The organism is Shewanella sp. 0m-8 (assembly GCF_052977265.1).
On sequence record NZ_JBRIMB010000004.1, the window covers coordinates 14,877 to 29,596 of the forward strand.

Sequence of the window (14,720 nt, forward strand, 5' to 3'; positions counted from 1 at the left end):
ACCCTTCACCTTATATATCTGAACGTTCGCGCCCACGGCCTTTGTGGGTCACTAGCTGTAATTCTGTCTTAACCGTTTCTGGTCTTGGAATTTTTTCGCAAATCTTTAATGCTAAATTTTCTTTTGTTCTTCCCATCTTACAACGATAAGTCGGTAAATCTTCGACTTTCAAGATGATGTGCTCGGGCAGTTCAACCGGGATAACGTCACCCGCTTTAAACGCCAGAACTTCTCTTAGAGTGAGTTTATGCTCAACAATGGTCGCATCGATCCCCACATCAACATCCATGATTTCATCACGCAGTGCCTGTGACCAACGCATATCGGTATCTTGCGTATCACTTTGCACACCCGCATCGAGCAGTTCTCGAATAGGCTCAATCATCGAGTACGGCATTGTGATATGAAAATCACCGCCGCCACCGTCAACCTCGATATGAAATGAACTCACCACAACCACTTCAGTAGGGCTCACAATATTGGCCATTGCCGGATTGACTTCAGAGTCAAGATAATCAAACTGCACATCCATGACTGGCGCCCAGGCGTCTTTATAATCTTCAAAGATAATCTTTAGCAGCAGTTGTACGATACGACGCTCGGTAGGGGTAAATTCGCGGCCTTCAATCTTGGCATGAAAACGGCCATCACCACCAAAGAAGTTGTCTACCAGAATAAAAACGAGACGGGCTTCCATGGTGATTAACGCGGTACCTTTTAAAGGGCTAAAACGCACCATATTTAAACTGGTTGGCACGAACAGGGTATGGACATACTCACCAAACTTAAGCATTTGCACGCCGTTAATCGACACTTCTGCCGCACGACGCATCATATTAAACATGCTGATCCGCAAGTGCCGAGCAAAACGCTCATTGACGATCTCGAGCGTTGGCATACGACCACGTACAATTCTGTCTTGCGACGAGAAATCATATGAACGTGCATCGAGCTCATTGTCGTCAATAATATCGTCATCGACATCATCGACTCCGTGGAGCAGTGCATCAATTTCGTCTTGGCTTAATAAATCACTCACGATATCGCCTTTGCTTATATAAAATAATTACTTTTTTCACACAACTTATTGCATGACAAAACCGGTAAATAGGACTTTTTCTACCACTGTGCGGCCAGTTACGGGCTGCAGGGTATTTTGTACATTTCGCAGCGCTAACAGACGTAATTCATCCTTACCAGCAGGAGAGCTGAGCTTCTGGATATCAGCACCACTAAATGTGGTAAGCAGTGCATCTTCAATTAACGGAATATGCTTTTTAATCAAAGTGTCATCGTCATTACCACGAACCATTAATTGCACTTTAATTTCGACTAAGCGGGTTCGGCCATTATCTGGTAAATTGAACAAAAATGGTCTGGGCATAGCCGCATAAAACGCTTCTCCGCTTCTTGAGGCAGATTCAACAGCGGTATCGCCCGTACCTGCAACCTCTGCAACATCATCTGAGCGCAATAACATCCATGCTGTAATAGCGATAATGGTCATTAGCACCATAGCAATTGCGCCGAATAAAATGAGCTTCTTTTTACTGCGAGGCTCAGCGCTATCTTCTAGTTCTAATGTTGCTTCTTCTGCCATTTTTCTTCCCTAACTGGAGTGCAGAGCGACGTCATCACTCTTATCAATATTCTTAAGCCGCTATAGATTACCTGCTTATGCGTAATAATCTATACCTGATGCCGAACTTGTTGATAGATTTGACCTTGCGAGCAACTCTTCTGCTGAAATTTCATCCGTTTCGGCCATACCACTGTCATTTTTGCGGCCGTTTCCTTGTTCACCGTCGGTATTTCCACCGCCCCCTTGAGACACTTGGCCATCGGTTAACTGCATCCCTTGCTCTGCCAGCATCTCACGCAGCCTTGGCATTGCTTGCTCAACCAGATCACGAGTTTGATGCTGACTTACTTGAAATTGAACTTGAGTGGTATCACCTTGGACTTGAATGCGCACCATCATATGGCCAAGCTCTGGTGGATCTAGGCGAATTTCAGCATGTTGTACCCCGTTGCTAACCATGGTGATCAGCTGCTGATTCATCATCGGTGAGAAACGCTGGATCATCTGTTGCATTGGCGGTGTTTGTTCAGCACCTTGTTTCAATGACAATTGCAGCTGTGGTATTTCTTGACGCTGCGCTCCTGCTTGCTGCTGTAATGATTGCCCCTGCAAACCCGTTAACGCTTTAAGATCCTGAGCTGCGTCAGCACCGGTTAAACTTGCCTCTTGTCCCGTTTGCGATGACATCATTCGCACCGACAATTCAGCCGTTTTAAGTTGTTCGGTTGCAGCCAACTGATTAGTCATCGTTTGGCTGCTGGCATCGGCATTTTTTAGCTGCTCACCACTGGCTTTCTGTAATTGGGATTGAGACTGAGACTGTAATTGAGATAACCCGGCAAGCTCTTTACCGAAAATGTCGCGAGGCTCATTTTTCGTAATCGCGTCAGCGCTTTTTAGAGCAGAGTGAAGCGCCTCAGGGTCCGTTGCAATATTGGCAAGACCGGCTTTATCAGTCACTCCCGCTTGACCGGCTAGCCCAACCTCTTGCTGTTTTGGCTGCGAATTACCCCCCAAGTCGAGATTAACATTAGCCGTAACAGCAAACTCCGCTGTTAATTCGCCATTAGCATCTAAAATTTGGCTTTGCTGCAACAGCTTGTGTAACTCTGCGGCAGAAAGCTGAGTTAGCTCTTGCTCTGACAAGCCTGACTCTTGACTCAACGCCGTTAAGATATCGCCTGCAAGTTCGCTCGCTTCAAGCTCACTTGCTAATGTCTCTTCTGAAGTCGCTTCTGATGCCACTTGTAGCGGCAAGCTTTCGCCGTTGGCGGCAAGCTGAGCTTCACTACCAAAATTATTTGCAAGATTGATCTGGGCAAACACCTGGCTGACATCATCAGCAGCACTCTCAGCCTTGGCTTGTGCCTGAATGTTGCTTTCTGCTGTAATTTCTAAACTTGAACTCGCACTTGATGATTGCTTATCAACTGCTGAAGAAGCTGACTCTGCCTTAGTGTCAGTCTGTTTACCCGCTTTTTCCAGCGCAGCCGAAAAGCTACCAACTTCAGAATCACCTTCAGAGTTAGCCCTAGGTTTAAGAGATGGCTCCAAAGATTTATTGTTATTTTCAGTGGCCTTTTTACTATGTTCTGAGCCACTGAGTAAAATGTTGTTCATCTGCTGCATTACGTCTCCGTTAGGGTTAACTCATCAAACCGACCTACGAGGGAATATGTCAAAATATCGGCTGAATTGGGGCAGTCAACACAATAGAAAGCAATAATAGTGCCAAAAGCAAACGCAGCCTTTAATCGCTCGTTATTGCAGGGATACAGATCAATGAAGGGATAACCTAAAAGAGCCAATATTGCTCTATCAACAGTGAAATGAATGCTGTCAAAAAATGAATACTGAGCTCTCTAATTAGGAGCTCTTAATTACGAGCGCTTTAACACGAGCTCTGTATCAGGGATAAATGGGATTATTTAGGTGGGTAACTGCTGAGAATTAACGCTGCCGCTTACGGTAAAACTGCTGCGATGCAAATTCATCTACCATTTTTTGTTCGCTGCGTAATTCAGCAAGCTTGGCTTTTTCTGCTTTATTGGCGAGTAACAACTCCACCGCTTTACGCTTTTGTTGTTTCTCTTGCCAATATGCTTGGCGGTGTTGCCTTTGAGTATCGGCATCTTTCACCGTATTGACCTGCTGCACGATTGCCGCATCAATTTGACGTACGAATTGATGAAATTGGTGATAATGGCTGGCGCTAATGCTTTGCCCCTGTTGCTGCTCCATCTGTTTCATATAGTCGAGACGATAATTTTGCAGCGCTTCAAGCTGACTTTGACGTCTTTGCAGCTCAAGTTGCGCCGAGCGAAGCTGCAGTGAAGCCTGCTCTTCGGCATCTTGCGTCAGCTTAAGCACCATGTGCAGTGGATCGGGTTTAGTCATGATAGTCTACTCTGTTATTGCCTGAGCACTGATGAGCTAACGTCTGAGTGGCTAACACCTGAATGGCTAAGGTCTGAATGATTGAGGTCTGCTTAAAAGTTAAGCCTGACATTGCGCCCCCAATTGGCTCAGCATTAAGGTGCTACTATCAAACGTTATCGAGTCTTTCATGGTTTGCCTTAAAAACGCGTTCATCGCGGGTTGTAAGCGAATCGCATTATCGATGCGTGGATCGCTACCTTGGCTATAGGCACCAATGGAGATCAAATCTTTGTTTTGCTGATACAGAGAGTAAACCTGTTTAACTTTTCGCATCGCCTCTAAGTGCTCTGGACTGATAACCATAGGTGCGACACGGCTAATTGATGCTTCGATATCGATAGCCGGATAATGTCCTGAGTCGGCTAGGCTGCGTGACAATACGATATGACCATCGAGAATGGCTCTTGACGCATCGGCAATAGGATCTTGCAAATCATCGCCTTCAGTTAATACGGTATAAAACGCAGTAATTGAGCCTTGTTGACCGCCACCATTACCGGCTCGCTCAACCAATTTAGGCAGTTTGGCAAATACCGATGGCGGATAGCCTTTGGTTGCCGGCGGCTCACCCACAGCAAGGGCGATTTCACGTTGTGCTTGCGCATAGCGAGTTAAGCTATCCATTAGTAACAATACGTTATAGCCCAAATCGCGAAAATACTCGGCGATGCGAGTAGAGGTTTCACAAGCGCGAAGACGCATAAGCGGTGACGTATCGGCAGGTGCTGCCACGACAACAGATCGTGCACGTCCCTCTGGGCCTAAAATCTCTTCAATAAACTCTTTTACTTCGCGGCCACGTTCGCCCACTAACCCCACGATGATAATGTCTGCCGTTGTCCCGCGGGTCATCATTCCAAGCAGCACACTTTTACCGACCCCTGAGCCCGCAAACAAGCCCATACGCTGGCCTTTACCCACGGTCAACATGGCGTTAATGGCTCTTACGCCAACATCGAGTGGCTCACTAATGGCACGCCTTGTAAGTGGGTTAATTGCGGCAACATGGCTAGAGGCTCTTTGATCTGTTTTCAAGTTACCTAAGCCGTCGATGGGCTGACCGCTGCCATCGAGTACCCGCCCGAGAAGAGATAGGCCGACGTTTAATCCCGATTGCTCACCAAGTGGAGTCACTTTGGCTCCCGGCAGCACGCCACGCAACTCTTCGATGGGCATGAGGTACAGTAATTGATCGTCAAAACCTATGACCTCGGCAATGAGGCTACCCGCCATGGTTTCGATAGCGCATAGGCTGCCAACTGCAGCGCGGCACCCAGTGGCTTCTAAGGTTAAACCAACCACTCGCACCAGCTGGCCACTCGCTTCAACCACAAATGGATGGATTTTTTGCTGGTGTTGAGCCAGCTTATTGCGTAATTGGTGCTGACGGGTCGGCATGTTCACCTTAATTGCTTCAGTTACTTTAGTTGCTTCAGTTACTTTAGTGGCTTCCAGCAGGCACTTGCTCGCTGTGTTCTGTTATTTGGCTTTGAAGTTCTGCAGCTTGAGTCTGATTGTCTAGCACCGCGGCCTGATTATCAATCACTGCAGCCTGCTCACCTAAGGCTTGTTCCTGTGACGCATCAAGTACTTGCTCGTGAGTCGCGCGGTTAAGCTCTGACGTCATTGAGGCATGATAGTCGGCGTGTTGCTCAGCTTTATGTTGCCTTGCTTTAAGTAACGCTTCTTCTTGCTGCTCTTTCATCTGTAAAAGATCTTGTTGGTGCTTATCAAGGTCAGCAAAAACATGGCCAATACGGGTTTCTACCGTCATATCAATATGACTTCGAACACTGTCAATAATACAGTCACCAGGGCTTAGACTTGGATCGGCTTCTATTCCCCAGCGGTTTCGTTCTAACTGGGCTTGAGTGTATAACTCGCCAATTAAGGCTTCATCGCTTGGAGTGACACGAATATTGACTCTTTGCTCTTTTATCGGCAAAGAATCAACACCTTGGCGTAGTGCCGATAAAATATGCTCAGGGTAAGTCTTAAGCTCATGGCCTATTACGGCCTTGGCGAGCGTCATCGAGGTGGCGAGCAGTTCTTTTTCAATTTCAGTATCTAATAATGCTAATGGCGCTTCGAACTGACTCACTAGACTTTCAAAACGTTGCAGTTGTTCGGCTGCCGTTTTTAGCCCTTCTTCGTAGCCTTGTTGCTGGCCTTGAGAATAGCCTTCACCATGGCCCTGCTCTAATCCTTGTAAACGCCCTTTTTCAAGGCCTTCACTAAAGCCTTTATCCATCCCCTCACTAAAGCCTTCTTGCTCTGCATGAGCACGAATATCTTCAATCTCACTTAAGGTTGGCGGCAAAATAACTTCTGACTCAATGGGATCGTCAACCTGTATTTGCAAGCTGTTACGACCAAACATATTCAGCGAGGAGGGATTAATTTCTTGCCTAACTTCAGGCAGTTCCCAATGGGAAAATTCGTCAGTCGTATTCACACTGGCGCCTTGAGGCTCTTTAGGTTCTGTCATTATAGAAACTCTTCACCGCCTCCGCCGCCAAGCATGATCTCTCCGCTATCACTCAAACGACGAGCAATAGATAAGATCTCTTTCTGAGCGACTTCAACTTCACTGATCCTGATTGGGCCCATTGCTTCTAGGTCATCTCTAAGTAGCTCGGCTGCGCGTTTAGACATATTACTGAGTAGCTTATCTTTCAGCTGTTCATCTGCACCTTTAAGTGCCTTCATCAATACGTCTTGCTGTACTTCTCGTAGCAATACTTGAATGCCGATATCATCGACATCGCTTAGGTTTTCAAACACAAACATCAAGTCTTGGATCTGCTGCGCCATCTCTTCATCAGATTCGCGCATTGTTTCCATCAAGTGACTTTCAACCCCAGTATCGAGGTAATTCATGATATTGGCTGCCGCCTTCAAGCCGCCCATCTTAGCGGCTTGCGCCCCGCCTTGACCGGCAAACTGTTTCTCCATGATGTCGTTAAGCTCTTGCAGTGCAGCCGGCTGAACCTCTTCAAGGTTAGCAATACGCATCATCAAATCTAAACGGGTATTTTCTGGGAACTGGGCGAAAATCTCAGCCGCTTGATCAGGCTCAAGATAAGATAAAACAATAGTTTGAATTTGCGGGTGCTCATTTTGGATAATGGTGGCAACTTGACGCGCGTCCATCCACTTAAGTGAATCAAGACCTTTGGCACCACTGCCCATAATAATCTGTTCGATTAGGTTACCCGCTTTGTCTTCACCTAATGCTGCTGTTAGCGCCTTACGCACAAACTCTTCGCTATTAAATCCAATCGATGAATACTTTTGAATATCATCTAAAAATAGCTTGTGAACACCAATGACCTTCTCTTGACCAAAGTCTTTCATCGCTGCCATTGCCATACCGACCTTTTGCACTTGCTTTGGCTCTAGATGCTTTAAAATCGATGCCGCATCACTTTCACTCAGGCTTAGCAGTAAAATGGCGGTCTTCTCGATACCACTTAAGTCACTGGGCTTAAAGCCAGGCGCCGTTTTCGCTTCTACACTAATATCATTTGTCATCTTCAAGTAACCAGTTTTTCACAACTTGTGTCGATAGTTCAGGCTCATTAGCCACCAGTGCGCGGATCGCTTTGATCATATCATCGTCTTTGTGCAGGTTCGGGATCATAATAGAACCGTCATCAGCATAACTGTATTCCGCTTCAGGGCGCTGCAACATGCCTAAGGTATCTGCAGCGTATTGATCTTCAATTTCTGCTAATTCACCACCTACCGATGGCTCATCCGGCATGTTGACGCTATCTGGGTATACTAATTTTTTCAGCATTGGGCGCACTACAGCAAGGATCAAGACCAAAACCACTAATGCTCCCAGTACGAGCTTTATCACACGCCAAAACCAAGGTTGCTCCCACAATTGAGGCGCTGGAGCGGCCTCGATAAGCTGATCCATAAATGGCACGGTAACCACTTCAATCACATCACCGCGCTGGGTATTAAAACCGACAGCACCTTCTAGTAAGCGGCGGATATTGGCAAGTTCTTGCTCATTCCGCGGCACCCGGTTAACACTGCCATCTTCTGCCATTGGCGCATTTTTAAAATCAACAGCCACGGAAACACTGACACGACGTAGTGTGCCAATTTGCTGACGAGTATGGCTAATAGTGGTATCGAGTTCGAAATTACGTGTCGCCTCTTTGTGGCTACTACCCGATGTTTGCTTTACCGATTCTGTTGCATTAACTTCCTGAGGAATATCTGATGCCATTGGAGGTTGATTTGATAAGGCGCCAGGGATCCCGCCACTAATGCCGCCATTGGAATTGTTCTCTACAACCATCTCGCTTCTTAATGCTGGTAAGTCTGGATTATAGCGCTTGGCAGTTTGTTCAACCGCGGTAAAATCCATGCTGACATCAACTTGAGATGTGAAGTTCTCAGGACCTAAGATTGGCATCAGAATCGACTCAACTTTATTGCGATATTCTGATTCTTTCTGCTGAACAATTTCAAGCTCACGTCGAGCAATAGCTGATACGCCGTCTTGACTGCCAGAATTAAGTAAGCGGCCGTTAGCATCGGTCACGGTGACTTTATTGGGCTCAAGGTTATGCACCGCAGAAGCCACGATATCGACAATGGAGTCGACTTCTTCTTGAGCTAAACCACTGCGCCTTGTACTCACTACAACCGTTGCACTAGGTTTTGAACGGTTTCTAGCAAATACGTTTTCTTTCGGTAAGGCTAGAATCACTTTTGCGCGGGTCACGCTTTTTAATTCTTCGATGGTACGGGCAAGATTTTGTTCTTGGCTGTGCTTTAAGCGCGCTTGCTCCATACGCTGACTGACGCCAAAGCCACTATCTTTAGATAAGAAATCATCTTTATTCGCAGCACTATCTAAGCCTTCACGACTTAAGATCATCTTTACATCTTGATACTTATCCTCGGGCACTTTAACCACGTCCCCCTGGATCTCATATTTCACCTGATTTTTGTCTAAAACATCAAGTACCTGCACCATTTCAGCGGTACTCATCTGCCCTAGGGGGCGATATTCGGGTTCTTGAGCCCAGATCATCACAAAAACAGCTAAGGCTAGACAGATAGCAAGCGCCAAAATCATCGTCACTTGGCGTAACATATCGACGCCACCTAAGGACCCCATTAAGCCAGGCTTATGTTCTTCTTGAACACCTGATGTTTGCGGGTTGGTTGCTAAACCAGAACCTGTACCTACGACCATTTCTGTACTCACTATTGCACCCTGTTTCTACGTAATAACGGCCTAAACAGGCATACTCATAATTTCTTTATAAGCTTCTACGAGCTTATTGCGCACTTGCACGGTTGCTTCAAAAGCAACGCTTGATTTTTCTCTAGCGATCACGGTATCAGATAAAGTGACTGTGGTATCTCCCATATCGAGCCGAGTGGCGAGATTAGCAGCATTTGATTGAAGTTCGCTTACATTTCCAACAGCTTGCGACAGCAGCTGACCAAAATCACTACCTGAAGTATTTTGAACCTGGCGCGCAATGCCCGTTTGAATGCTTGAAGTACCAATTTGACCATTAAGTGATTGCATCTCTTGCAGTAATGAATTCGCACCAATTTGCATACTTAGCTCCCATGTCGTTTTCTTGACGAAAATGTTGATATAGCGAGATAAAGCAAATAGCTTGCCAGTTTGTAAAAAGAAGGGGAAGTGCCAAGAAGGACGCTACGCTGCGAGGACGTGACTGCGTCACTTCGAGAGCGCCACTTCGTGACTTCTAGGGAACGAGAAAAAGCCAAGACGTTAAAAACAGAGACGGGAAAACAATAGACGAACGGCCTGCGGCCTTACAGCACGTGACTATTTGATTTAATTGAATGTCACTACGGAACGCTTCGCTTACGCAAAAGCCCTAAAAGATTAAAGCGACGGCATAAATAAACCTATGCAAGCTTTTGACTCAGCTTGTGCTTTCCTAGGACCTTTCTTAGTTTTCCTAGCACCTAGGCCCTGCTTTTCCGTCAGTAAGCCTGCGCACGTTCCGTCTTCCGTGAGCGAAGCGTTCGTCTTAGCTTTTAAGCAGGTATTTGAATTCCTGAGTCGCGCATTTTTGCCATCTTATAGCGCAGCGTTCTGGCACTGATGCCAAGTTTTTCAGCAACTAACTTTCGACTGCCATTACATTGAGTCAAGGTTTCTAAAATAATCACATGTTCTTGTGCTTTAAGCTCATCACCTAAACCTTCAAGCTCTGCGGGTTTATTAACAACTAAAGGTGTGCTTTCAGGGTTAAAATCTAATTCTACTGAATCGATAATAATGTCTGCTGCCGTTATTTCTTTTGCAGTGCATAGAATCAAGGCTCTTTGAATTACGTTATCAAGCTCTCGCACATTGCCAGGCCAGCGATGAGTCAATAAACGTCGTGATGCGCATTCGCTTAATTCGGGTAACTCACTGTAATTAGCAATCAATGCATGACGTTGCAGTAGATGCCTTGCCAAGGGCAAAATATCGGCTGGACGTTGATTAAGTGAAGGCCAGGTCAGCGGGAATACGTTGATACGATAATACAGATCTTCTCTAAACTCGCCCGATGTTGCCATGGCTTTTAAATCACGATTAGAAGTAGCAAGCACCCGAACATCAAGCTTTATCGTTTTACGCCCGCCTAAACGTTCAACTTCGCGCTCTTGTAGTACACGCAACAGTTTTGCCTGCAGCCCCACCTCCATCTCAGAGATCTCATCGAGTAATAAGGTGCCACCTTGTGCTTGCTCAAACTTACCTGGACACGCTTGATAGGCGCCAGTAAACGCTCCTTTCTCGTAGCCGAACAGGGTAGCCTCGAGCATATTTTCAGGGATTGCTGCGCAGTTAATCGCCACAAATGGCTGCTCGGCGCGTTGACTATTTTGATGAATATATCGAGCCAACACCTCTTTACCACAGCCACTTGGTCCCATAATCATCACAGATGCATCAGAGGCCGCTACGCGCTGCGCCAGAGCCAATAAGGCCAAGCTCTTTTCATCAGCCACAATCGGTGTGCCTTCAGCAGCCTTTGCCGGCATATAGCGAGAAACTTGATTAACTAATACTTCGGCAGAAAACGGCTTTGATAAATAATCCACCGCACCCAACTTCATTGCATTAACAGCATTATCGATAGTTGCATAAGCCGTCATTAACAATACTGGAACTTTAGGATGGTGCTGCTGTAAGTAATTAAGCAGACCTATCCCACCGACGCCTTCCATCTGCACGTCACTAATAACCATATCAAAGCGTTGGCTTTTTAAGGTCAAAATGGCTTCTTCGGCACTGCCAACATCGACGCAATCATAATGAGCTAGCATCAAGGTATCGAGTAACGCTTCGCGCAGTGATGCGTCATCTTCTACCAGTAACAACTTACCTTCAGACATGCTGGCTCTCTCCTAGTACTTGCTCATTTTTGATGGTTGTCAGCAATGGAAACTTCAATGAAGCTGTGCAGCCATTGCCCGGGTGGCAACTAAACTGCATCTTTCCACCATGGTTACTCACTACCGACTGCACCACGGCTAAACCTAAACCTGTACCTTGAGATTTGGTAGTAAAAAAAGGTTCTAATACCTTTTGTTGCATAGCCGCATCCAGCCCCTTGCCATTGTCGATGACATCAAGGTGTAGAGCCGTATTAGTATCAAATGCATGTAACGTGATTTGGTTTGCGCCCGCTTCGATACTGTTCATCACTAGATTATTGATTGCTGAACACAAAGCGGCATCATTGGCTCTAATTTTTTGCTTTGATTCATTATTAAAAACCAACTTACAAGCCTTTTGCTCTGCGATTGGCTGGCAATTACTCAACACGTTATCAACCACTTCTTCAAAAACAATAATATTATCAAGTTCTTGCTGACGTCCTTTTGCCATTAACAGCATATCGTTGACCTGATGTTCTAACTCATTAAGTCTATCGACAAGCTTACCTTGAAAGCGCTTTCTAGCATCATCAGATATCTTGGTGCTTGCAAGATTAGAGGCATACAGCAGTGCTGCACTTAACGGCGTTCTGACTTGGTGAGCAAGAGTTGCCACCATTTTACCTAACGCTGATAACCGTTGTAGATGGGACAGATTTTTTTGCAGCAATCGCGTTTCAGTTAGATCCGTTAACACAATTAACTGCCCAGGCTCTGGTGTTAGCGGAGTAATAGCAAGCTTAACTCTACGACCGTTTCGTAAAGAAACCTCATGGCCATCATCATCTTGGGGTGAAAAAGCGCGATTTATTATTTGTAGCCAACGTAAACCTTCAAGCGGGCTACCGAGCAGTTCTATCGCGACGGGATTTGCATCGGTGACCATACCATCGCCATTTATAATCACCACGCCTGAAGGCATCGCCTGCAGAATATGATCCAAGCGATTTGACATATTCGCGGCCTGCTGCACATCAACCAGCTGTGGACGCTTTACAGCATTGACATCAACAACATGTGCTTTGCCAACGGCATCAGTCGCATTAGCTGTATCGATTTGTGGTTTTGGAATAGCGGACATGGTGGCCCCGTCAAAAAAACTGCATTTGAATGGGGTGAAGCAGGAAGTGTGCCAGTTGTTTAAAGCTAAGAAGGACGCTGCGCTGCGAGGACGTGACTATTGACTTTAATTGAATGCCACTGCGAGAGCGTCACTTCGTGACTTCTAGGTTCTAGGTTAAAGCTGAGACGGGCATGCAGAGACGAACAGCCTCAGGCCTCACGGCACGTGGCAGCTTGATTAAATTGAATGCCACTACGGAACGCTTCGCTTACGGAAAAGATTAAAACGACGGCAATAATTGATATACAAAGCCGAAAAACCGCGATGAGCCATAAAAAAGCCAGAAGACTCATCTTCTGGCTTATTCAAGAAAGTAGGTAAATATCGAAAGTTCACTTTAATTCAAACCATCTTAGCTTGAACCATCTCAGCTTAAACAGTCTTTGCTTGTGTTTTTCCTAGAAGCGAAGCGCTCTAGCAGGAGGAAGTCCGTCCTCGAAGTGAGCCTGCGAACGTTCCGTCTTCCGTGAGCGAAGCGTTCGTCTTAGCTTGAACCGGCTTTTATCAATCTTTACCCATACCGTATTTACGCATTTTCTCAACTAGCGTAGTACGACGAATACCGAGCATTTCTGCTGCGCGGGCAACCACGTTGTCTTGCTGATCTAGCGCTTGCCTGATCATATCAATTTCAAGCTCAGCCAAAAGATCTTTCAGATTAACACCTTCCGGTGGTAATTCACTTGGAAAACGGGTTTCTGGAATGTCGATTGGCTCTTCATCATTAAAAATTGACGCTAAGGCATCGCGCTCAAGCTGCTCTTCACTGATCTCAACGCAATACTCTGGCACATCAATATGACGATACTTAATCGGTAAGTCATTTACATCGACTAATCCACCGGGATAAAGGATAGTTAATCGCTCGACTAAATTAGAGAGTTCACGAACGTTACCCGACCACGCATGTTCTTTTAATGACTCGATAGCACGTTGAGTAAAACGAACTCGACCACGCCCTTCATTATAAACACGGCTAACAAGCTCTTGTAATAACAATGGGATGTCTTCTTTTCGTTCACATAAAGCAGGCATTTCAATTGGGAATACGTTAAGTCTGTAATACAGATCCTCCCTGAATTCACCTTGCTCAATCATGCTCTCAAGATCTCTATGAGTTGCAGCAACAACTCGCACATCAGCGGCAATTGACTTACTACCACCAACACGCTCAAACATACGCTCTTGCAATACACGTAATAACTTAACTTGCATCTGCAATGGCATGTCGCCAATTTCATCAAGGAATAGCGTACCTTTTTCAGCCAGTTCAAAGCGACCTTTACGGGCACTTATCGCGCCTGTAAATGAGCCTTTTTCGTGACCAAAAAGTTCACTTTCTAATAACTCGGCAGGGATAGCACCACAGTTGACCGGAATAAACGGGCCATCACGGCGATCTGAGATGTAATGGATATTGCGAGCGACAACCTCTTTCCCCGTACCAGATTGACCTAGGATTAATACCGTCGCTTCAGAGCTTGCCACTTGATTAATCAAATGACGAACGTTGGCAATGCCTTCACTGCGACCGACCAAACTTCTAAATAATTTAGTCTGATTGGCACTTGTTGGGATCTCTGGACGTTTAACTTGTCCATAGACCTGACAGAAATGAAGTAATTCAGTTAATTGCGGATAGTTTAATGGCTCCTCGATGCTTCCAAGAATATTCGACGCTTTCACGTCGCCTCTTTCACCGAGCAATAAAATAGGCTGCCATGGAAGCGCACTAGCCAAAGACTGAGTCAGTTCTTTCGATTGATTTTCAGACGGTAAAACAATCGCACGAAAACGCGTTTGCTTAGTATGCATTTCAAGTTTATCAAAATCGATCAGCTCGACTTGCTCACCTAAAAACTCAAATACACACGACAAGCGATTAATTCGCTCAGACTGGTTACCGATAAGTAGAATTCGTTGATCTGTTTGCATCATTCCGAAGGCCGTTAGGCTTAAATATTTCAGCGCATTAATTATTAGTGTTCGTTGCTTTTCTCAAGCCAATTTTTACAAGCCATTATCTGGCCGGTAGTTATCTAAAATTCATTCTCAAATATCTACCGAATAGAATAGTGTATTATCAGCCCGTTATTAGCAAGCCCCTGATGAGTTTTATGAGGAGCT

12 protein-coding genes are annotated in these 14,720 nt (G+C 45.7%); all 12 read right to left on the minus strand.

What is annotated here, in order from left to right:
- Positions 1 to 10: 10 nt before the first annotated feature.
- Positions 11 to 1,039 (minus strand): flagellar motor switch protein FliM, encoded by a 1,029-nt coding sequence (gene fliM, locus ACVBIO_RS02900; protein WP_447161407.1) that lies wholly within the window; start codon positions 1,037 to 1,039, stop codon positions 11 to 13.
- A 45-nt stretch (positions 1,040 to 1,084) separates the two neighbouring features.
- A complete protein-coding gene (gene fliL / locus ACVBIO_RS02905; RefSeq protein WP_447161408.1) occupies positions 1,085 to 1,600 on the minus strand; it encodes a flagellar basal body-associated protein FliL in 516 nt (171 codons plus the stop codon).
- 75 nt (positions 1,601 to 1,675) lie between these two features.
- Positions 1,676 to 3,211 (minus strand): flagellar hook-length control protein FliK, encoded by a 1,536-nt coding sequence (locus ACVBIO_RS02910; protein ID WP_447171913.1) that lies wholly within the window; start codon positions 3,209 to 3,211, stop codon positions 1,676 to 1,678.
- A gap of 321 nt (positions 3,212 to 3,532) precedes the next feature.
- A complete protein-coding gene (gene fliJ, locus ACVBIO_RS02915) occupies positions 3,533 to 3,979 on the minus strand; it encodes a flagellar export protein FliJ (protein ID WP_447163926.1) in 447 nt (148 codons plus the stop codon).
- A gap of 99 nt (positions 3,980 to 4,078) precedes the next feature.
- Positions 4,079 to 5,419: a flagellar protein export ATPase FliI gene (fliI, locus tag ACVBIO_RS02920; protein WP_447168938.1), complete on the minus strand. Its 1,341-nt coding sequence runs from the start codon at positions 5,417 to 5,419 to the stop codon at positions 4,079 to 4,081.
- A 43-nt stretch (positions 5,420 to 5,462) separates the two neighbouring features.
- Positions 5,463 to 6,509 carry a flagellar assembly protein FliH gene (fliH, locus tag ACVBIO_RS02925; RefSeq protein ID WP_447171914.1) on the minus strand — a complete coding sequence of 349 codons (1,047 nt, stop codon included), beginning with the start codon at positions 6,507 to 6,509 and terminating at the stop codon, positions 5,463 to 5,465.
- Complete coding sequence (fliG, locus tag ACVBIO_RS02930; RefSeq protein ID WP_447171915.1) at positions 6,509 to 7,555, minus strand: flagellar motor switch protein FliG; 1,047 nt, start codon at positions 7,553 to 7,555, stop codon at positions 6,509 to 6,511. Before fliG ends, fliH begins: the two co-directional genes overlap by 1 nt.
- Positions 7,545 to 9,245, minus strand: a complete 1,701-nt coding sequence (gene fliF / locus ACVBIO_RS02935; RefSeq protein WP_447171989.1) for a flagellar basal-body MS-ring/collar protein FliF — start codon at positions 9,243 to 9,245, stop codon at positions 7,545 to 7,547. The genes fliG and fliF overlap by 11 nt, the downstream gene beginning before the upstream one ends.
- A gap of 42 nt (positions 9,246 to 9,287) precedes the next feature.
- Positions 9,288 to 9,620, minus strand: a complete 333-nt coding sequence (gene fliE / locus ACVBIO_RS02940; RefSeq protein WP_439267775.1) for a flagellar hook-basal body complex protein FliE — start codon at positions 9,618 to 9,620, stop codon at positions 9,288 to 9,290.
- Positions 9,621 to 10,072: 452 nt separating this feature from the next.
- The gene (locus tag ACVBIO_RS02945) at positions 10,073 to 11,425 is read right to left on the minus strand and encodes a sigma-54-dependent transcriptional regulator (RefSeq protein ID WP_447161414.1); all 1,353 of its coding nucleotides are present in this window, start codon (positions 11,423 to 11,425) and stop codon (positions 10,073 to 10,075) included.
- Positions 11,418 to 12,551, minus strand: a complete 1,134-nt coding sequence (locus ACVBIO_RS02950; protein WP_447171916.1) for a sensor histidine kinase — start codon at positions 12,549 to 12,551, stop codon at positions 11,418 to 11,420. The genes ACVBIO_RS02945 and ACVBIO_RS02950 overlap by 8 nt, the downstream gene beginning before the upstream one ends.
- A gap of 546 nt (positions 12,552 to 13,097) precedes the next feature.
- Entirely contained in the window at positions 13,098 to 14,531 is a 1,434-nt protein-coding gene (locus ACVBIO_RS02955; protein WP_447171917.1) for a sigma-54 dependent transcriptional regulator, read from the minus strand.
- Positions 14,532 to 14,720: the final 189 nt, after the last annotated feature.